Raw genomic sequence first — 18,735 nt, 5'->3', positions numbered from 1 at the left:
TTCAGCCTTGCGTCTCCTCTGGTTTCAGATAAGTCCAATCTGCTTCCTGATAGATGAGCCCATCTTTCATAAGCTTACCTAAAGCACGTTTAAATGCCGCTTTACTTAGGCCGAATTTATCCTTAATAATATCTGCCTGCGTTTTATCCGAAAATGGCATCGCATTCCCCGGACGTTCACGAAGCACTTCTAAAATGCGTTCCGCATCCTCGTCGCGTCCTTTTTCCTTTGGAAGTCTCATTGATAGGTTAACTCGTCCATCTTCTTCACGGACGAAGGCAATCCTTACATCAACTTGCTCACCAACGCGAAGTAAACGTGTCCGCTCTTGTGGGATGATAAGCCCGATGACACCATACCCTAGGACACCTGCTTCACAAATGACGAAGGTCCCCATTTGCAGAGGTCGATAGACGCGAGCTTTCACCCATTGGTTGGTCCAACTCGACGGAGCTCTAACACATAGCGGAGCTAAGTCTTCTTCAAGCGCCAGCTTCGCGATCAATCGGCCTTGGCGATCGTGTGCAAGCGTTGCAAACACCTTGTCCCCAACTTGTGGTCTGAGCTCTTCTAATTCAGGCACATGTCGATAAGGTAACAGCAGATGACGTCCTAAACCCATTTCTAAGAAATAGCCGAAACGCGGGTGAATATCAACAACCTCTAGAAGCCCAACCTGACCCATGGTCAGAAGTGGGCGTTTCATGGTGGCCATGATCCGATCTTGCGTATCGTGGAATAAGAATACCTCCACTTTATCCCCCGGACTAATTCGATTACCTACGATCTCTGCATAAGGCAGCAGAAAATCTTGGTAACCGTCACTCAGGAAAAAGCCGTTAGGCGGAACTTCCCTTGCTACCTCGAGGGTAACAAGGGATCCTGCTTCCATTCTCATACGCGCTCCACAACTTTAGCATCGGACCAAAGTCTCTCGATATTATAGTATTCGCGGTCATCACGATGGAAAACGTGGAGTACGACGTCTCCTAGATCAAGCAGCACCCATCTTGCTGTATCTATCCCTTCATAGCCTCTAATATGAACACCATATTCATGTGCTTTTTTACGAGCCTCGCTTGCAATAGCTTGGACTTGTGTTTCCGAATTCCCGTGGCAAATAACGAAATAATCCGCAATCAGGGATACGCCTTTCAAATTCAAGCTAACGATATCTGCCGCTTTTTTGTCTTCCGCTGCCTCAACAACGAATGCTAATATTTCTTCTGGGTTTTTACTCATGCAATCATCCTCCATGTCATTAGGTGTGTATTTGGATTTGTTCCAATAAATCATTCCGAGTTAGAATTGTTAGTGGATAAATGCGCTTTCCTTTGGATATCAAGAAGCTGATCGTGGAATCAAAGCCGGCAACCAATGCGCGTTCGAGACTTGTCTTCGCAAGCTCACGAATCAATTCGACCCCGGGGAAATCACGACCTGGCTCCATATAATCCGCCAAGCAAACAATTTTGTCTAGCTGTGTCATCTGTTCGCGACCGGATGTATGATACCTGATTGCATCCAAAATTTCCTCGTCGTCGATTCCGAATTGTGTCTTCGCGATGAAAGCACCTGCGTGCGAATGCCACAGCTCTTTATCGAAATCTAATAAGTCTTGCGGTAAATCGTTCTCACGAATAATCTTAGCTTGCTCTTGAATAGGCCAATACTTGCAATAGTCGTGCAAAATCGCTGCGACATCCGCTTTGACCGCATCACCGCCAAATCGTTCTGCCAGCATGACGCTCGTTTCCATAACACCAAGCGTGTGCTGCCAACGCCGCTCCGGCATTTGCTCTTTCACTGCTGCCATTAGGTCTTCACGTTTCATATAAGCGGTTCACCTCCATGAATTGCCCAACCTTATCTGGCACAAGATACCTGACAGGGTCCCTCTTCTGTCTCAACGCCCGAATAGCTGTCGATGAAATTTCAACGAGGGGCATCGGAACAAGCTTCACTCGGTTTCGTATATGTTCGGGAAGCTGTGTCAAGTCCAGCTCATAACCAGGTCTGGCCAATCCGATAAAATGAATATGCCGCACGATGTCATCGATGCGATGCCACTGCGGCAAATACTGAACCATATCCGCGCCAATAATATAAGAGAACGCGATGTCCGGATATTGCGTTTTCAACAGCTCGATCGTATCGATACTATATGATACGCCGCCTTTGTTAATTTCGATATCGACAGGACGAAAAAAAGGATTGCCTTCTGCAGCAAGGCAAACCATCTCCCAACGCTGCTGGCTCGTTCCCTTCGGAGCATTAGGCTTATGCGGCGGGACGTTAGCAGGCATCAGCCATACCTCGTCCAAGCCCCCTTCCACCCTCGCACGTTCAGCTGCGATTAAATGACCGGTATGAATGGGATCGAACGTGCCTCCCATAATTCCGACAAGCATACGTCCACCTCATTAGCGCGGCAGTTCAATCTTCTTATTGTCACGGGATTCTTTGTACAGCACGACAATCTTCCCAATAACCTGAACAAGCTCTGCGCCAGATTTTTCGGATAATTCAGCTCCGACTTCTTGTCGATCTTCACCACTGTTGTTGAGTACCGTAATTTTGATCAGTTCACGAACTTCAATCGCTTCTTGGATGTGACGAATCAAATGCTCATTCACGCCACCTTTACCTACTTGAAAAATTGGATCTACATGGTGCGCCAAAGAGCGCAAATATCTTTTCTGTTTGCCTGATAACATGGATGTCCCTCTATTCATTCTTATTCAGTTAACGACTGTTCTACCACCTGTCTCATCTCCGCAACCGGCGCAGGGGTACCCGTCCAATACTCGAAGGCATAAGCGCCTTGATAAATAAACATGCCGAGCCCGCCATGAATGCGAGCCCCTATAGCTTCCGCTTCACGAAGAAATCTCGTGATTCGAGGATTATAAATAAGATCACTAACTAGGTGGTGAGGTCGAAGCAGGTGAAGCGGTAAAGGGAGCTCATCTACGTTAGGATGCATACCAGCGGAAGTCGTATTCAGCACGAATTCAACATTGTCCACAACATTCTCCAGCTCATCCATCCCTAAACCTACGGTTTCAGTGAAGGCGCCAATTGTGGCTGCAAGTTCGACAGCACGCTCTTTGGTCCGATTCGCAATATATATACAGCTCGCACCTTCTTTGGCTAGTGCATAGGCAACACCTCTTGCCGCGCCGCCTGCGCCTAGTAGAAGCACACGTTTTCCTGTGAGCTCGATGCCCGTCTCTTCCTTCAAAGAACGGACGTACCCAATCCCATCCGTATTAAAGCCTTTGAGCTTACCATTCTCATTTACAATGGTGTTGACTGCGCCAACGATCCTAGCCCCTTCATCGATCTCATCGAGGTAGTTCATCACATCTACTTTATGTGGAATGGTCACATTCACTCCGCGATAGCCCAGAGCTTTTATGCCACGAACTGCGTCTCCAAGCTCATCAGGCTTTACGTGAAAAGCTGCATATACCCCATTGATCCCTGCTTCCTGAAAAGCGCGATTCAACATGATTGGAGAACGAGAATGCCGAATAGGATCCCCGAATACCCCGTATAGTACCGTATGACTATCGATCGTCGTCACAAGTTTCTCCATGATCTCCCCAATGCCCCCTAAATCAACGACTCCCGTGTAATGACTTTAATGCCTTTCGGTGCATGAACTGCAAGCTCCGCACCTGCTAAACTATTCACTTTAATCCAGCCTAAACCAGAGATCAGCACATCCATCTGTTTCCCCTTAGGAATGTGCAGCGGATGCTTAACCAGCTTCGGAAGCTCTTCAAGATCACCAGCTTGAGGTGGCGTCAGCATGACACCTTTGTGTTCTTCATACAAGTTATCAGCCCGTTCCAACTTCGTACGATGAATCTGAATGGCATTTGACGTGTAGCAAGTGAAGGATTGATGCTCTCCTTGGATAAAATCAAACCGAACTAACGCACCAAAAAATAAGGTCTGCGCTTCGTTTAGTTGAAACACCATCGGTTTAAGAGGTTTGTCTGGCATTAGCGGTGTTAAATCACGCTTCTTTACAACCTCAGTCAAGCGATGTTTGTACACAATCCCAGGCGTATCAATAATGAATTTGCCATCATCAAGTGGAATTTTGACCAAATCAAGCGTAGTTCCCGGATATTGCGACGTCGTTAATTCGGCTTCCAAATCACTGTAATCACTGATAAGGCGATTAATTAACGTCGATTTCCCTACGTTCGTTGCACCAACCACGTACACGTCCATATTGCCGCGGTATTCTTGTACAGCTGTAATAACCCGGTCGAAACCGATGTTTTTCTTCGCGCTGCAAAGCACGATATCAACAACCTTGAGGTTCTCTTCCTTCACTCTGCGCTGCACCCAGTTGATGATCTTGTTGGCATTCGTCACTTTCGGCAGTAAATCGATCTTGTTAACTACGAGCAAAACCGGGTTGTTCCCAATAAATCGGGCAAGTGAGCTAATCATACTGCCTTCAAAATCAAAAATATCCACGATTTTCACGACTAACGCCTTCGTTTGACCAACATGTCCTAATAATTTCAGGAAGTCGTCCTGTTGAAGGGTAATACTCGAAGACTCATTATAATGCTTAATCCGGTAACAACGCTGGCAAATCAAAGGCTCCTTCAACAAGGCAGCCTCTGGAATAAAGCCCAGTTTAGTTTTGTCTTCTGTTTGCAGCCCAATGCCGCAACCCGCGCAATGTTGTATTGTTTCTGTACTCATGAAACCTCCTAATTCTTCATCCTTGCTAGAGCCCATTTCTCAATTAGGCGGTTCACTTTCGTGAAGAAGCCTTCATCTTTCCTTGAGATGGGTTGAACGAGGATCGTATATAGCCCCATTCGATTGCCGCCAAGCACATCTGTCAGCATTTGATCCCCGATAACAGTCGTCTGTCGCGCACTCGTTCCAAGCAACTTCATCGCTTTATGGAAGGAAGCATTCGTCGGCTTTTTGGCACGGTGAATAAACGGAATGCCCAGTGGCTTTGCAAAGGTCGATACCCTGTTATGATGATTATTCGACACAATGACAACTTTGAAGCCGATCTGTTGCAAATGATTCAGCCATTCTATTAACTCAGGCGTCGCATGTGGATCGCGTGCACCAACAAGTGTATTATCAAGATCCGTTATAATTCCGCGAATACCGAATCCCCACAGGTGATTGGCATCAATATCGTAAATCGTATGAACAGACTGTCTGGGTACAAGCTTTTTCAGCAAACAAATTCCCTCCAACTGCTTCCTTGACATATACGTGAAACTATATCACAGTGCCTCGTTTGTTGCAAAAAGAAAAGAACATATTTTCCTACTAGGCTCTAGTTGGCAACGGCAACCAGTCTAAAACGCGTTGAATTTTGCGATCCCAGTAACCCCATTCATGTGTGGCAGACTCTTCTTCATAGGTGATTTGCAATCCCTGAGAACGGCAATAATCTCGGAATCGAATATTATCCTCATATAGAAAATCTTCAGTGCCGCAGCATTGATAGAGTTGCGGTCTTTCTTGTTTACTCGTAACGAGCTGGTCAGCCAGATAAAACAAATCATTGGGACTATTTTTAATCGTAGAGACATCGCCAAAAATCAATTGAAAATCATTTGGAAAAGCAGCAGCTCTCTCAACAATATCAACTGCACCAGACAAACTTGCCCCTGCTGCATAGCGATCCGGATGCGAAAGCGCCAGCTTCAGAGCACCATATCCGCCCATAGAAAGACCTGCCACGTAGTTCAACTCTCGTTCTTCAGCTAATGGGAAAAATGATCTGGCTAGCAATGGCAATTCTTCACTAATAAATTCCCAATATTTTGGTCCTGACGCCATGTCGGCATAAAAGCTGCGATTCACCGCAGGCATGATGACCGCAATACCAAGCTGAGAAGCATAACGCTCAATGGAGGTTCTCCGCATCCACATCGTATGGTCATCTGACAAGCCATGCAGCAGTAACAATGTAGGGTGCTTGCCACCGAAAGCGCGTGAGGCCAGCCCAATTTGACTTTTGGCAACCTGAGGTAATATTACATGCATGGAAGCAGCAACGCCAAGGGATTCTGAGTGAAAATGACAATCGATAAACGCCATTTGAATAAATCTCCTCTCGTAGGAAGCCACCCTCCGTAAACGGAGAGTGGCTTCGTTTTATTATTTCATTTGTTCTATTTCATTTGTTCTTTTACTCGCAGAATTAATTGATTCGCTTGTTGATATTCGATTTCGGACACAGCTAATTGACTGTATTTCGCACGTTCAAACAGTTCGATCAATGCGTCAAGTTCTTTCTTCAACCACTTACTCTGTGATGACCACCTGGTTGTTGCTTCACGCACAGTTTCATACTCGTATCGCGTATACCCTTTGCGACGAGATGATCGAAGCATTCTTTCAAACTCAACAACAATTTTCTGATTGAAATTCACGACTTGCTGCTGTTTCCTACGAGCGCGCCAGTTGTGCCACGCTTCACTTCTTAGCAAGAAAAATACAGCGACAGTTAGAAGTCCTACGACAACTACACTGCTTAGCGTCAGCCAAAGCCATGTGAGGCTTGTTGCTTCAGTCGTTTCTTCTGGTGTAGTGCTTGGTTCCGTATCCGTTGTTAAGTCTTCGGGTGGTGGTGTCGCTTCCGGGAATACATTTGGCAGTACAAAGCCGGAGGTAGGTTCAAAAGAAATCCAGCCAAAGCCTTCAAAGTAAACTTCTACCCAAGAGTGCGCATCCGAGTTGCGAATCGTATACGTGCCAGCACCATCTACATCTATCGTTGTTCCAAGCAGACTCAAGATACCCTGCTCACGAATCTCATCCGTTATCGACGAGGCTCCAGAGGAATAACCTTTCACCCAGCGTGTAGGCAAACCAATCGAACGTGTCAGGACTGCCATGGCTGTTGAGTAATAATCACAATACCCTTGCTTCACTTCGAATAGGAAGCGATCCACAAAGTCCTTGCTTTTCCCCTTTGTTTCGTCCGGTGTATTCGTATAGGGGAAATTCTCGGACAAATACTTCTCGATCGACTTCGCTTTATCATAGGGGTTTGATGCATTCTTCGTAATATCCAGAGCTAGCTGCTTCACTCGCTCGGGCAAATCAGCAGGTATTTGTAAATACTCTGCCCATTCCGGCTTGTTTGTGAAATCTTGCTCCGTTTTGCGGAGGAGATCTTCCTCTAGAATCGGTTCTTGCGTAACGATCGAATAATCTTTCGGATAATTCGTTCGTCCCGTGAAACGAAGCTCAGATTGTCGCGGTGACCAGATAATACGCTGGAACTGATTCTCACCTTGATTGATTCCTACGATCTTCTGAATGGCATAGCCCCCGAATAATACTGGGAATACCTCTTCTCGATCCATCACAACACTTTGTGTCACTTCCGCTGTTTTTAATTGCGAAACGTTAAAACGTGGATCCAGTGGTAACGGATTTAAATTCACCCGAAACATCGGCAGTCTCTTCTCCGTCGGTCCAAGCTCCCAACCTTTTCCGTTATACATGGATCTCGTTTCACCACGGAAATAAGTACGTTTGCTAGATTCAATCGTCATTACCGGCGTATAATCGAATCGAAAGCCCCCGCCTAGGCGGCTATCATCTCGGCTATAACCTGATGAAGCATCCATGGTCGAAGATACAATGCTAACCCCTTTGCCAAGCAATGGCACTGGTTCTCCACGACTTACTTTCCAAGCTGTATACGGATCCGTCAGAATTGGATTCACCGTTGGAGCGAATACGCCAGCTAAAGCAATTACTCCAATCAAAATCAGGATAGGAACAGCGAATGAAGACGGGTAGTCGGAAATCGTTTCCCACACGTCTGGTGCTTTTTTCTTCAGCTGTGAGAAATGTCTCACGATTAGGAGCAAGAATCCGCACAGCAGTATCATCGCCACTTGAGGCCATAGGAAAATCATACTGAACGAATCCCGAACGGCAAAAAACAAAATGCTTACAAAAATAAGGACGACGATACGAAACCTTGATTGCACGGACCACATGGCGAATAAATAAATGATCCACGCACTTAAACTAAACCAGATATACGGTTCAAGCTGCCCCGCGTTGAGTCCAATCCACCGTAGTGCTTCCTTCCAGGTTGTAATATGAACGGATACCCAATGATAACCCATTCCCAAACCATGGAACCAAATAATAAGAACGAATTGGAGAAAGGCTCGCCAGCCATCTTTCATTTTGGGAATACAATAGGTCGCTGTAATAAGGACCAAGGTCCATGTTACGAAAGAAACTGTCTCTGGAAGCCACAAACCATCTTCTTTCATAATCCAAATCAAAAATTGATAAAGGAATATACCAACGAAGATCGCCGATACGCGCATCGCCCAATCCTTGAGAAGGAGTCTGCTCCACCATGTGTTAGGCATACCGTTTCGCCCCTCCCAGAAGGTTAGGCAAGTCCGTTAATTGACTTACCTCATACCCCATATAGCCTTGTGAGCGAATCGCCTTAATGTAATCCTCATGCGTGGAGATGTGCTCGACGCCCAGTGGTCCAAAGGTATGGTCATCTTGAGCATGAATCCAAATATGACAAGGCTTCATTTGAAGCAGCGCCATTTGCTGAAACATTTGCAGCATCGCACTACCTTTTTGCGGAGATATGAGCACGATTAAGCTGCCTGCAGGCCACTCCTGCGAGCGTTCCTTCAAAATTCGACTCAAGGATTGATAACCATCCGCATCGACACCAACGAGATGTTTAACAATTTCCTTGTAATGATGCTGACTGTGTTTCGGTTCAAAATAGGTGAACTCTTTGCCGATCGACAATAAGCCCAGCGACATTTCACGTCCAGTACCGTATCGGAATAAGGAAGCTGCAACCGACACCGCCAATTCAAATTCGGCGGCATCACGGTACGCACGTGCAGTTCGGTCTAGTAAAACAATGGTTTTCGGCAATGATTCCCGCTCGAACTCCTTCGACTTCCAGGTTCCTGTCTTAGCCGTCGCGTTCCAGTGAATGCGTGAAAGCCGATCACCATAAATGTACTCACGAACACCATTAATTTGCGTTGTTTCCCGATGCGCGCTAGTGGCTGTGGAGTGGTGCTGCATGCCTTTGAGCATCTGATGAAATTGCGCCCATTCGCGGATTGCAACGGTTTGCGGATACACAGTAATCGGCTGTTGCAGATCTAATCGACCCTTGTGCTGAAAAAAGCCGAAAATATCTTCTGTTAAGCACTCTGTCTCCCCAAAGCGATAATAGCCTCTCCGAAGTGGCGGTGTGCTATAGGTGAATTCACCTCGACGTTTCCAATCTGGCACGATCGACCCTTCGAATATGGATTCATCGCCATTCTGACGAATGAGCTGATCTTTAATCATCACATAAGGTACTGGCCAGTACCCTGGCAATTGGAGCCCGATCTGAATTTGTAAGGATTGTCCTGCCTCGAATTTGGCTTCTAAACCTGTATTGGTCAGCTTGCGGGTCCCTTGCACTCGCTTGATCCCGCTCCAATTCCCAGAAAGTAAATACACTGTTAAAAATGACATCGTAATGAACAACATGGAGGCCAGCTTTCCACCTTGATACAGCATGAATAACAAGCTAGCCGCCAAGCACGTTACAAGTAGCCAAAAAGCTGCCGGAAACCGGGGGAGTTCCCCGAATCGTTTGAATACCGGTCGTTTCATAGGCTCACTTCTCCAATCTGACCGGAACCCGTACTTGCTCAAAAATCGTAGCAAGTACAGAGGCAATGCTGACACCATCCATACGCGCTTCCATTTGAAGAATCATACGGTGACCCAGAACAAAAGGAGCTAAATATTTAATATCATCCGGGATGACATAATCACGGCCATGTAAGAAAGCGTAGGCTTTGGAAGCTAACACTAGCGAAAGTGTAGCCCTAGGACTCGCACCGAGGAAGACAGCGTGATGCTCCCGTGTTTTTCTCGAAATCGTAACTAAGTAGTCGGCTACAGCTTCATCCAGATGTACATGGCGAACCTGCTCTTGAATCTCTAGAACTTGCTTGGTATCCACAATGGCCTGCAGCGCCTCCATCGGATGTACCTTGCTTTGGGAAGCAATCATCATTTTCTCGGCTGCTTCACTTGGGTAGCCCAAACTCAACTTGATCATAAATCGATCCAACTGAGCCTCTGGCAACGTATAGGTGCCTTCAAAATCAATCGGATTCTGCGTCGCTAGCATCAGGAACGGAGATGGGAGTTCATGCAAATCTCCATCTACCGTAATATGCTGCTCTTCCATCGCTTCCAGCAAGGCTGATTGCGTTTTGGTCGTCGCACGATTGATCTCATCCACAAGTAAAATATTTGTCATGATCGGCCCAGAGCGGAACAGGAATTTCTCTTCTTTGGGATGATATATAGATACGCCAGTTATATCTGTTGGCAATAAGTCCGGGTTACATTGAATACGGCGGAACTGCCCGTTAATGGATTTCGCCAATGCTTTAATGAGCACTGTTTTACCTGTACCTGGGACATCCTCAAGCAGAACATGACCACCTGCCAACATCGCAGTAAGCAACAATTCAATTTCAGCGCTTTTGCCAAGAATACATGATTCTAAATTTGCTTTCAGCCTAGCTAGTACTTCTACATGATGCTGGGTGGCAGTTTCCATGTGTTGATCCTCCTTAGAGTTTTGCTTGTCAACTTGACTTTGTATAGGTGGACTAGCTTAAAGCAGTGTCTACGTTGAAAAAATGTATGCGTAAACATGGCTATTGTGTACGAACCTGCCTCATCTTCTGTATGGATCAGAAAATAAACAAAAATGTACGTATATCTAGTTTACAGGAAAGTTTTTCTTCCGTATACTTGTAAATCCTCTAAAGTTATTTGTTAAAATTACCCACGTAATCAAGTGTAAGATTAATTGTGCTCGTGGGTAGTCATGAAATGGATTTGAAGATACACAGATGGGGGATTTCTGGTGTTGATTGGGGGGCTTGGGAGGCAGTTCACGGAGGTTGAATTGAGAGTTAACTGATTAATCTAGCTGGAAGTTCGGGAGGTTGAGATGAGATTATGGTGAGGGTGAGGTAGTGATGAGTTTACGGTGAGAGTATGGTGAGAGTTTCGATGTGGTCGTGATGAGTTTACGACAAAGTTGGTTATTTGAATAGGATTACGTTAGCTAGTTGAGTCGCCAAAATGGAGTGCCTGATGGTTTTATAGGGGATTAGATGTAAAATATACAGCTAATTCGGCTCATTCATGCGATAAACTACGAATAACTGGATTTCATACAGCTAATTCCCCGGCCTTCTCATAATTTCATCAAAAATCGAAGAATTAACTGTAGTTTTTCCATTAATTTTCTCATACAGGATGGAACCCATGAAATTAAATATATTTTTTCCAGTTAAACATCAATCCCCCCTAGCGCGATTAAGTACATGAAATAGAAAAAGACGCCTTTCGGCGTCATTTGCAAAGCTCTACCCTTTAGGTTTCACAAACAAGGCGGCTAAGAAAGAGAAAATGATCGCAGCAGATATCCCTGCGCTGGTCACCTTGAAAATACCTGTAATGATACCTATATACCCTTCCTTATGGAGCTCCTCTAAAGCCCCGTGAACAAGGGCATTCCCGAAGCTCGTGATAGGCACGGTAGCACCTGCGCCAGCAAATGCAATCAGTGGTTCATATAAATTACAACCATCTGCGATGGCACCAAGGACAACTAGCGTGCTCATCGTATGGGCTGGCGTTAATTTGCCAACGTCCATCATGAGTTGTCCGAGCACACAGATCGCTCCTCCAACAACAAATGCCCAAAAAAAGCTCATACGTATAGACCTCCAGACTCTATGGAAACAGCATGTGCGATGCACGGAATGCTCTCACCTTGTTGGAATGAAAGCGGTGAAAGTAAGGCTCCTGTCGCAACAACGAGGATTCGCTTCAGTTCCCCCTTAGCCATACGCTTCAACAAGTGCCCATAAGTAACCGTAGCAGAGCAACCGCAACCGCTGCCTCCCGCCTGAACTGTTTGCGTTTCGCGATCGAAGATCATTAATCCGCAATCATTATAGGTTGTTTGCTCGATTGGGAATTGATGCTTGTGAAAGAGCTCACGCGCAATGCTGCTCCCTACCGCGGCCAGATCCCCCGTCACGATAAGATCGTAATAGGAGGGATCGCGATTCAATTCGCGGCAATGCGTTTGAATCGTATCGACAGCGGCAGGCGCCATGGCAGCGCCCATATTAAACGGATCCGTGATCCCCATATCCACGACTCGTCCGATCGTGGCCGCGGTGACAACCGGGCCGTCACCGGTCTTCCCAAGCACGGCGACGCCCGCGCCAGTGACGGTGTACTGCGCCGTCGGCGGCTTCTGCGACCCATATTCCGTTGGATAACGGAATTGCTTCTCCACCGTGCAGTTATGGCTGCATGTGCCAGCCATAACATAGTTGGCTGCGCCAGAGTCCACTAGTTGAGCGGCTAGCGCCAACCCTTCCATGGATGTGGAGCAAGCACCAAATATACCGAGATACGGGATATTTAGCGTCCGCGCTGCGAAGGTATTGGAGATAATCTGATTCATCAGATCGCCTCCAATATAGAATTGGATTTGGCCGTCGGTGAGACCGGCTTTCGCCAGTGCATGCTGAGCAGCTTCCTCCAGCAACGCTTTCTCTGCTTTTTCCCACGTTTTTTGACCAAGTGTCAAATCACCATGGACAATATCAAAATCTTCATTGAGCGGTCCTTTTCCTTCATCAGGACCCACAACAGTGCCTGTTGAAAGAATGACAGGCCGATTTTCAAAAAGCCAGCTTTGGTGTCCCTTCAGCATCTCGTCAGCCCCCCGTGAAGATCAGATGTGCAATCCCTACAAAAAAGGCCGCCACTGTTCCGAAAACGATGACAGAACCCGCTAATTTAAACATGTTACCGCCAACACCGAGAACGAGTCCCTCAGCACGATGCTCAATAGCTGCGGAACAGAGAGAGTTCGCAAAGCCGGTAACCGGGACAGAGCTTCCGCCACCAGCCCACTGTGCGATTTTGTCGTAAATACCAAAGCTTGTTAAGATCACCGAGATAATAATCATGACAGCAACGGTCGGGTTGCCGGCGGTCTTCTCTGTAAAACCAAAGTAATTAATGAACATATGCATAAAGCATTCACCGATTAAGCAGATGGTCCCACCTACTAGAAAGGCTCTGCCACAATTTTTGAGAACAGGTCGTTTAGGCTCTTGCTGCTTGGCTAATTTTTGGTACTCCTGCTGTGTCATTGTTAAGTTTTTCTTCTTGTTGTTAGGCATGACTTACTCCTATTCCCTCAAAACCTAAGCTCTGAGAATCGTATGTACCTGCTGGATAATTTGAGTTAACTGAATGGAACATGCTTCATACATTTGTTTAGCCTCAGAATTGTTCGTCGTTAATGAGTACAACTCTAGGTCTGCTTCACATTTCTTCAAGCACGCAAGTACGGCAGGTCGTTCGGTAGATGCCGGTAGAACTATTTTGTCATCAAAAAGGTCAACGGTTAATTCACCATGCGTATCGACCTGTCCAAGAAAAACATTTTCTTTCGCCACACCCATCTTTTCAAGCTCAGCTTGCAGCCAGCCTCTACTTTTACCAGCTGCAGCTAAGGCCTCATTTTGAATAACACCGTCCATCATAACGGCTTGAGTCGGTTTCTCTATGGCCAGCTTTAGCCCTAAATGCTTTGGCGTTAATGGTTGGTTCTCACTCTTCAGAAGAATACTCAAATCACCACTGGATTCCAGCATCGCGAATTCCACATCCGCCACCCGAAATACACCTTTCGTACGCAACTGCTCGAGTAATTCATCACCTGTATAGCGTTCCTTTTTTAAATTACCTTCTAAAATCTTGCCATCCTTAATGAGAACTCTGCCATTGCCTTCAAACCAGACTCGAAGGGTCTTGCTCTTTAACGTCAATATTTCCAGCACTAATGGCACAAGCACCCATATTAGAATCGCGATAACACCATGTAAATAATTTGCTTCGACGTCGGTCGAGATGTTCCCCGCCAGATCCCCAAGCGTTATGCCAATGACATATTCAAAGAAAGTGAGCTGAGAAATTTGTTTTTTACCTAGAATCCGCGTCATTACAAACAGAAACATCAAGGTACTTAATGCTCGAATCGCAATAAGTATCCAGTCCGGCACATCATTCCTCCCCCTTCTCCAGCTTTCAATATCTACATTATGTGCCATTTGAACCCTAACTATTATTGCTCTAAATTGGATTTATTTGTTAACATGAGCCTTTCACAATGCGGGCATATTAACAACCGCTAACCGAAGCGCACATGGAGTCCAATTGTACTTATCCATGATCACAATTGAGGAGTGTTTACGACATGACAGTAGCATCACAAGTTAAAACTACCTTAGCATCTTTAAAAAGTGCCCAAGCCAGTCTTGAAACTTTCGCACTTAGCACAGAGAATCAAGAGGCCAAGCAATTATATGAGACAGCTGCCCAATCGACCCAGCAAATCGTGGATCAAGTGTCCTCTCGGGTCCAGCAATTAGAGAATGAAGAGCCACAATACAAAGGATTTTGAACACGAAACAGCCGCTGCGACGAATCGCAGCGGCTGTTGTTTTATCCTTATCATAAAAACAAACATAGAAATAAGATTAGCAAGACAAATAAAATGAGAATGAGTACGATCAGCTGGTCCTTTGGCATGAGAGCCGCCCCTCGTTTCGTTGAGATTCCTTTGGATACACTCATTGTAACGGCTGTCCTGAAGCCTTCCTCACTTCATTCGCTAAGCGATTAAATTCCTTCCTTGCTTCCGCGTCTGAGGTCGCGAAATAGGCGGCTGATAAGAAGGCAATAATCTTATTCGCATCTTCTACACTTAACATCGCAACAGGCCTCCTTTATTTTCTTATTATTTGCCAGTCCAGTAATCAAAGGTCAACTTACTATTTTTGAAAAAAGAATATGGCAGGTAGCAATAACCTGCGTCCCCCCATGCTTTTCCCCATGAGTTACGCGCTATAATGACACCCTGTCCTGCTTGCTTACCATCCTTATAGCCAACTGCAAGCAACGCATGACCACCCAGAAGATTTTCCTTTTTCCGATTGGGATAGGGGATTTTGCCTGTTTGTGAAGCCGTCTTACTCTCGAAAGATGAATAAAGCCATATACCAAATACAACCGGAGATCCATCGGCAAGAGCCGCCTTCAACCCTGCTAGATCATGGATGCGATGATATCCATCAATACGATAATATCTAGCAAGAGATTCCGCTTGATAATTCGGGGTATCTTTAAAATTTGCAATCTTATACGGCCATGCATCCTCTGGGCAAACGCCGGTTTTATGCAGTACTTTAAGCCCATCACGGATCGTAGCCCCTGCATCTTGATTAACCGTATTCTCTAACTCACGTTCATGCCAATAATGAAAAAGCCGCGATAAACGCGTTGTATTCTCTTCTTCGGTTCGCAGCCAAAATTCACGAAGTCCACTTACAATTGCATTCGAAGTGCACGATCCTAACGAACCCTGATTTACGACAGGAGAGAGTTTGTTACGCAAATCGATTTTCTTGGGCAACTGGGATTCCCGGATGTAATTGACACTCCTGTATGTGAAATCACGGAAATCGCGAGGGTCTCTTTTCACTGTATATTTCCGCATGTGTACCTCCTAAGAAACCTAATCGCTGAGTAATCCAGTGTATTCACCCATAGGCAGGAGCGTGCAAAAAAGAGCCCGACTTCAGATAATGAAGTCCGAGCTCTTTCGGTCATGTGTTGTTATTCCGTTATCGTAACCGTAACAGGCGACCACTCGCCAATAATCGTTTGTCCGTGAAGGGAAACACTTCCTTGCGGCGTCAAATCCTTCTCCGTCATCATACCTAGTGCGACTGTGAAGCGATTGAATTTGATTGGCACGTTCTTTTCACGACGTACTTCTTCACCATTCACATAGAAAATGACTTCGTCGTTACCACGGTGGTACGTAATTTTGTATGTGTTAAATTCGCGCGGCTGGAAATTCGTTTCTTCTTTGAAAATACAGAAAAAGCGCGTCTTATCTGTCTCAGGAACCTGTACACCTGGGAAAGGAAGTACCGCATAAACACTCGCATATTTATCATTGCCAGCGAAGAAATCCAGCGCTGCACCTGTTGTGAAATCAAGTAAATTCAATGAAACGAATCCATCATATAGATCATTAGGTTCCGTGTTTTGCGTACGTGCTCGGATTTGCAGTTCGAACGAAATTTCGCCTTCTTCAGGCACTTCAACATCTTGAGCCGAATAATACATATGCTTTGCGTTATCTAGAAATTGTACATAATCATTTTTGCGGCTAAGCGGCGCACGCGCGTATAGAATACCGTTTCTAACAATAATCGTCGCATTCGGTTCTCTGAATTCCCAGAAAGAGCCGTCCGGCATTGGGAAGCCACCTATTTTCCATACTTCGCCTTCCGAAAGGATCGTGTGAAAATCACCAATTGTAAATTGCTTGCTCATCGCTTATGACCTCGCTTCGTGTGTGTATTTTATGATTGAAAGATAGCTTGTACCACCAAGGCAAGCATCATAATCATGCCGCCTCTAATGGTTGCTTTTAGCGAAGCACCCATCAATGGCAAATAGGCTGGTGAAGGATTCTCTGACTTCAAATTACGATAGACGCGATAAAATGGAACGGCTGTTAGTAAAGCAAGTAGGGCATAGTAAGGGAACACGCCAATGAGTACACAAGCTATCAATGCTACGTAAGATAATACGAATAGAAATTTGGAGAAAACCAGTGCTCGCTTCTCGCCCCAAACCACAACTAGCGTCCGCTTACCAACGCTTTGGTCCGCTTGCCAATGAAGGAAATGATGATTGAATAGTATCAATGTCGTCAATAACCAATGGGCAAAGATAGTAGGATCGGTCGATAATCAACCTGCATCGTTTGCACATAATAACTGCCTAACGTAGGTAAAACACCGAAAGATAGCAAAATAGCAATCTCACTATAGCCTTTCCCACGGTATCCGAATTTAATAGGCGGCGCCACATAAAAATAGGCAATCAAGGCGCCCAAACCGCCAAACACGAGTACGAGCCAACCACTGCTAATACTTAGTATAAGTCCACAAATAAGAGCAACCGCAAACAGTGACCACGTTAGAAAACTAAACGTTCGTTCTGCAATAATGCCATTTGCCAGAAATCCTGAATTTGTTGAAATCGTAGAGGCCGTTTCCTTAGCTGCCGTATCGATTCCATTTCGAAAATCCCATAAGTCATTAATCATATTTGAGAATAGATGTGCTGCAATTGACCCTATGAAGGTCAGCACAAATAGCATTGGATGAAATGTATCGTTCCACACAATGGCTCCCAGTCCACCTAATAGGACGGGAATGATCATGACTGGAATAACCCGAAATCGCGATGCTTTCATTAATAGAGTAAGGTTTAGGTTATTCATCTCTCACGTTCCTTTCAAAAAATACTCTGCACCTCATACTATCCCAATCTTTCTAGTACTTCAAGTGAGTTTCTATTCCCTCGGAACCACGGTCTACCAGCTCTGGTAAATTGTCGGAGAAATAAAAAAAGGATACTAGAATGAACTCTAGTGATCCTTTAACTCTATTTCTATTTTAGATAAAATACTTCGCGCATCGGAGTAATTGGCACCGCTTCACGGAAGTCGAATGAACCTACGACCATTTTGGACGTAATGGCATTCCACCGATTACATGCGTCGCTCTCAGCAAGATAATTGAAAGCAGCTTCTAAATCATCACACAAGAATACATAGAAGAATTGGGCGCCATTTTGAAAAATGGAGTAATCCCGTATGCCTGCTTTACTATGCTCTTCCATAATTTCTGGCCATGGAGCTAAATGCATCTCAACATACTCTTCCAGTACTTCCTCACGAATCGTCCAAGTCCAAGCAAATTTCCCACTATTTTGCATCAGGTTCTACCCTTTCTTTTACCAAATGTTAGATTGCTAACTTCACTTTACTTTGTCACCTAATGGCAGTCAATGCTAATCTTCACATGTTATCTTCGTCAACCAACGCACACTATTCAATATTAATCTTCTATAGGCTTCAGATTGAAAAGACGGGGCATGATGGCCTGGCTGCAGATAAACTACCCTCCCCAGACCATAACGATGTTCCCATGCTGCTGGGTACTGCACCCCTTCATACTCGTACGACAGGAACACATTTCTTGGTGTAACTGGATCAAAATCAAACATATAAGGCTCCTCATCCAGCTGAAAGTTTCCAACGCCTTCCAGAAGTGGATGTTCCTCTATCGTCCGAACATAGTGAAGCGATTGATAGGGTGGATGACTTGTAAACTTAGCCCCCATCATCTGTCTAAGCTCATAACTACGCTGAATAGAAATACCATTGTGGATGACCAACAGGCTTCCGCCACCTGAAACGAATCTTAACAAACCCGCGGTTTGCGCTGCCGTTAGATCTCGATTCCAGCAGTCCGTATAGGACAAGCAGAGTGAGAATTCATCCTGCTCCAACGTTTCAAATGCGTGGTAATCCTCGGTTGCTTCGAGTTGATATTCCGTCTTAAGAATCGACTCTAGTTCCTGTCTCGCAGGCTCTAATGGATGCCAAGGCGCATCCGTTATATCACCAATCAATCGTACCCTCGTTAGCTCATTCATCTAATTCACGTC

At 45.4% G+C, this 18,735-nt stretch carries 22 protein-coding genes and 1 pseudogene; 1 reads left to right on the top strand and 22 read right to left on the bottom strand.

Going from position 1 to position 18,735, the window contains the following annotated elements; genetic code table 11:
- Position 1: 1 nt before the first annotated feature.
- From AC58QG_RS23590 to AC58QG_RS23515, 16 genes are all read right to left on the bottom strand, one after another.
- A complete protein-coding gene (locus AC58QG_RS23590) occupies positions 2–898 on the bottom strand; it encodes a CvfB family protein (RefSeq protein WP_497364561.1) in 897 nt (298 codons plus the stop codon).
- The gene (rsfS, locus tag AC58QG_RS23585) at positions 895–1,242 is read right to left on the bottom strand and encodes a ribosome silencing factor (protein ID WP_497364560.1); all 348 of its coding nucleotides are present in this window, start codon (positions 1,240–1,242) and stop codon (positions 895–897) included. Before rsfS ends, AC58QG_RS23590 begins: the two co-directional genes overlap by 4 nt.
- A 19-nt stretch (positions 1,243–1,261) precedes the next feature.
- Positions 1,262–1,834, bottom strand: coding sequence for a bis(5'-nucleosyl)-tetraphosphatase (symmetrical) YqeK (gene yqeK / locus AC58QG_RS23580; RefSeq protein ID WP_497364559.1), 573 nt, complete (start codon positions 1,832–1,834; stop codon positions 1,262–1,264).
- Positions 1,824–2,411 carry a nicotinate-nucleotide adenylyltransferase gene (gene nadD / locus AC58QG_RS23575; RefSeq protein WP_497364558.1) on the bottom strand — a complete coding sequence of 196 codons (588 nt, stop codon included), beginning with the start codon at positions 2,409–2,411 and terminating at the stop codon, positions 1,824–1,826. Before nadD ends, yqeK begins: the two co-directional genes overlap by 11 nt.
- A gap of 12 nt (positions 2,412–2,423) precedes the next feature.
- The gene (gene yhbY / locus AC58QG_RS23570) at positions 2,424–2,717 is read right to left on the bottom strand and encodes a ribosome assembly RNA-binding protein YhbY (RefSeq protein ID WP_497263838.1); all 294 of its coding nucleotides are present in this window, start codon (positions 2,715–2,717) and stop codon (positions 2,424–2,426) included.
- Positions 2,718–2,737: 20 nt separating this feature from the next.
- Entirely contained in the window at positions 2,738–3,601 is an 864-nt protein-coding gene (gene aroE, locus AC58QG_RS23565) for a shikimate dehydrogenase (RefSeq protein ID WP_497364557.1), read from the bottom strand.
- A 17-nt stretch (positions 3,602–3,618) separates the two neighbouring features.
- Positions 3,619–4,734, bottom strand: a complete 1,116-nt coding sequence (gene yqeH / locus AC58QG_RS23560) for a ribosome biogenesis GTPase YqeH (RefSeq protein ID WP_497364556.1) — start codon at positions 4,732–4,734, stop codon at positions 3,619–3,621.
- A gap of 8 nt (positions 4,735–4,742) precedes the next feature.
- Positions 4,743–5,237, bottom strand: coding sequence for a YqeG family HAD IIIA-type phosphatase (locus AC58QG_RS23555; RefSeq protein ID WP_497364555.1), 495 nt, complete (start codon positions 5,235–5,237; stop codon positions 4,743–4,745).
- 91 nt (positions 5,238–5,328) lie between these two features.
- The gene (locus AC58QG_RS23550; protein ID WP_497364554.1) at positions 5,329–6,105 is read right to left on the bottom strand and encodes an alpha/beta hydrolase; all 777 of its coding nucleotides are present in this window, start codon (positions 6,103–6,105) and stop codon (positions 5,329–5,331) included.
- 74 nt (positions 6,106–6,179) lie between these two features.
- Entirely contained in the window at positions 6,180–8,411 is a 2,232-nt protein-coding gene (locus AC58QG_RS23545; protein WP_497364553.1) for a transglutaminase TgpA family protein, read from the bottom strand.
- The gene (locus tag AC58QG_RS23540) at positions 8,404–9,690 is read right to left on the bottom strand and encodes a DUF58 domain-containing protein (RefSeq protein WP_497364552.1); all 1,287 of its coding nucleotides are present in this window, start codon (positions 9,688–9,690) and stop codon (positions 8,404–8,406) included. Before AC58QG_RS23540 ends, AC58QG_RS23545 begins: the two co-directional genes overlap by 8 nt.
- Positions 9,691–9,694: 4 nt before the next feature.
- A complete protein-coding gene (locus tag AC58QG_RS23535; RefSeq protein WP_497364551.1) occupies positions 9,695–10,654 on the bottom strand; it encodes an AAA family ATPase in 960 nt (319 codons plus the stop codon).
- Between the two features lie 820 nt (positions 10,655–11,474).
- Complete coding sequence (gene spoVAE / locus AC58QG_RS23530) at positions 11,475–11,825, bottom strand: stage V sporulation protein AE (protein ID WP_056609845.1); 351 nt, start codon at positions 11,823–11,825, stop codon at positions 11,475–11,477.
- Positions 11,822–12,841: a stage V sporulation protein AD gene (gene spoVAD, locus AC58QG_RS23525; RefSeq protein ID WP_497364550.1), complete on the bottom strand. Its 1,020-nt coding sequence runs from the start codon at positions 12,839–12,841 to the stop codon at positions 11,822–11,824. The genes spoVAE and spoVAD overlap by 4 nt, the downstream gene beginning before the upstream one ends.
- A 4-nt stretch (positions 12,842–12,845) precedes the next feature.
- On the bottom strand, positions 12,846–13,316 hold the full coding sequence (gene spoVAC, locus AC58QG_RS23520; RefSeq protein WP_171635171.1) for a stage V sporulation protein AC: 471 nt from the start codon (positions 13,314–13,316) through the stop codon (positions 12,846–12,848).
- A gap of 24 nt (positions 13,317–13,340) precedes the next feature.
- Positions 13,341–14,249, bottom strand: coding sequence for a DUF421 domain-containing protein (locus AC58QG_RS23515; protein WP_497364549.1), 909 nt, complete (start codon positions 14,247–14,249; stop codon positions 13,341–13,343).
- Between the two features lie 146 nt (positions 14,250–14,395).
- On the opposite strand from AC58QG_RS23515, the gene AC58QG_RS23510 reads away from it, so the two are divergent.
- Positions 14,396–14,602 carry a DUF1657 domain-containing protein gene (locus tag AC58QG_RS23510; RefSeq protein WP_497364548.1) on the top strand — a complete coding sequence of 69 codons (207 nt, stop codon included), beginning with the start codon at positions 14,396–14,398 and terminating at the stop codon, positions 14,600–14,602.
- Positions 14,603–14,771: 169 nt separating this feature from the next.
- Here AC58QG_RS23510 and AC58QG_RS23505 read toward each other — a convergent pair whose 3' ends face one another.
- The 6 genes and pseudogenes from AC58QG_RS23505 to AC58QG_RS23480 all read right to left on the bottom strand — a co-directional run bounded on the left by AC58QG_RS23505 (position 14,772) and on the right by AC58QG_RS23480 (position 18,723).
- Positions 14,772–14,912 carry an N-acetylmuramoyl-L-alanine amidase gene (locus AC58QG_RS23505; protein ID WP_497241912.1) on the bottom strand — a complete coding sequence of 47 codons (141 nt, stop codon included), beginning with the start codon at positions 14,910–14,912 and terminating at the stop codon, positions 14,772–14,774.
- Positions 14,913–14,938: 26 nt separating this feature from the next.
- Positions 14,939–15,697, bottom strand: coding sequence for a C1 family peptidase (locus AC58QG_RS23500; protein WP_497364547.1), 759 nt, complete (start codon positions 15,695–15,697; stop codon positions 14,939–14,941).
- Between the two features lie 119 nt (positions 15,698–15,816).
- Positions 15,817–16,545, bottom strand: a complete 729-nt coding sequence (locus AC58QG_RS23495) for a DUF6081 family protein (protein ID WP_497364546.1) — start codon at positions 16,543–16,545, stop codon at positions 15,817–15,819.
- 29 nt (positions 16,546–16,574) lie between these two features.
- Positions 16,575–17,380 (bottom strand): annotated as a pseudogene (locus AC58QG_RS23490) (prenyltransferase).
- Between the two features lie 293 nt (positions 17,381–17,673).
- Positions 17,674–18,000 carry an L-rhamnose mutarotase gene (locus AC58QG_RS23485; protein ID WP_497364545.1) on the bottom strand — a complete coding sequence of 109 codons (327 nt, stop codon included), beginning with the start codon at positions 17,998–18,000 and terminating at the stop codon, positions 17,674–17,676.
- Between the two features lie 75 nt (positions 18,001–18,075).
- Entirely contained in the window at positions 18,076–18,723 is a 648-nt protein-coding gene (locus tag AC58QG_RS23480; RefSeq protein WP_497364544.1) for a ThuA domain-containing protein, read from the bottom strand.
- Between the last annotated feature and the right edge of the window lie 12 nt (positions 18,724–18,735).

It is taken from the genome of Paenibacillus sp. J22P169, from assembly GCF_059691995.1.
Note: the sequence above shows the minus strand (reverse complement) of the source record. Positions and strands in the feature narration are given on the sequence as shown.

Coding starts and splice junctions, on each gene's coding strand:
- AC58QG_RS23535 (WP_497364551.1), bottom strand. CDS start 10,654: ATGGAAACTGCCACCCAGCATCATGTAGAAGTACTAGCTAGGCTGAAA.
- AC58QG_RS23510 (WP_497364548.1), top strand. CDS start 14,396: ATGACAGTAGCATCACAAGTTAAAACTACCTTAGCATCTTTAAAAAGT.
- yqeK (WP_497364559.1), bottom strand. CDS start 1,834: ATGAAACGTGAAGACCTAATGGCAGCAGTGAAAGAGCAAATGCCGGAG.
- aroE (WP_497364557.1), bottom strand. CDS start 3,601: ATGGAGAAACTTGTGACGACGATCGATAGTCATACGGTACTATACGGG.
- spoVAD (WP_497364550.1), bottom strand. CDS start 12,841: ATGCTGAAGGGACACCAAAGCTGGCTTTTTGAAAATCGGCCTGTCATT.
- AC58QG_RS23480 (WP_497364544.1), bottom strand. CDS start 18,723: ATGAATGAGCTAACGAGGGTACGATTGATTGGTGATATAACGGATGCG.
- nadD (WP_497364558.1), bottom strand. CDS start 2,411: ATGCTTGTCGGAATTATGGGAGGCACGTTCGATCCCATTCATACCGGT.
- AC58QG_RS23545 (WP_497364553.1), bottom strand. CDS start 8,411: ATGCCTAACACATGGTGGAGCAGACTCCTTCTCAAGGATTGGGCGATG.
- spoVAE (WP_056609845.1), bottom strand. CDS start 11,825: ATGAGCTTTTTTTGGGCATTTGTTGTTGGAGGAGCGATCTGTGTGCTC.
- spoVAC (WP_171635171.1), bottom strand. CDS start 13,316: ATGCCTAACAACAAGAAGAAAAACTTAACAATGACACAGCAGGAGTAC.
- rsfS (WP_497364560.1), bottom strand. CDS start 1,242: ATGAGTAAAAACCCAGAAGAAATATTAGCATTCGTTGTTGAGGCAGCG.
- AC58QG_RS23550 (WP_497364554.1), bottom strand. CDS start 6,105: ATGGCGTTTATCGATTGTCATTTTCACTCAGAATCCCTTGGCGTTGCT.
- AC58QG_RS23590 (WP_497364561.1), bottom strand. CDS start 898: ATGAGAATGGAAGCAGGATCCCTTGTTACCCTCGAGGTAGCAAGGGAA.
- yqeH (WP_497364556.1), bottom strand. CDS start 4,734: ATGAGTACAGAAACAATACAACATTGCGCGGGTTGCGGCATTGGGCTG.
- AC58QG_RS23485 (WP_497364545.1), bottom strand. CDS start 18,000: ATGCAAAATAGTGGGAAATTTGCTTGGACTTGGACGATTCGTGAGGAA.
- AC58QG_RS23500 (WP_497364547.1), bottom strand. CDS start 15,697: ATGCGGAAATATACAGTGAAAAGAGACCCTCGCGATTTCCGTGATTTC.
- AC58QG_RS23515 (WP_497364549.1), bottom strand. CDS start 14,249: ATGGCACATAATGTAGATATTGAAAGCTGGAGAAGGGGGAGGAATGAT.
- yhbY (WP_497263838.1), bottom strand. CDS start 2,717: ATGTTATCAGGCAAACAGAAAAGATATTTGCGCTCTTTGGCGCACCAT.
- AC58QG_RS23540 (WP_497364552.1), bottom strand. CDS start 9,690: ATGAAACGACCGGTATTCAAACGATTCGGGGAACTCCCCCGGTTTCCG.
- AC58QG_RS23505 (WP_497241912.1), bottom strand. CDS start 14,912: ATGTTAAGTGTAGAAGATGCGAATAAGATTATTGCCTTCTTATCAGCC.
- AC58QG_RS23495 (WP_497364546.1), bottom strand. CDS start 16,545: ATGAGCAAGCAATTTACAATTGGTGATTTTCACACGATCCTTTCGGAA.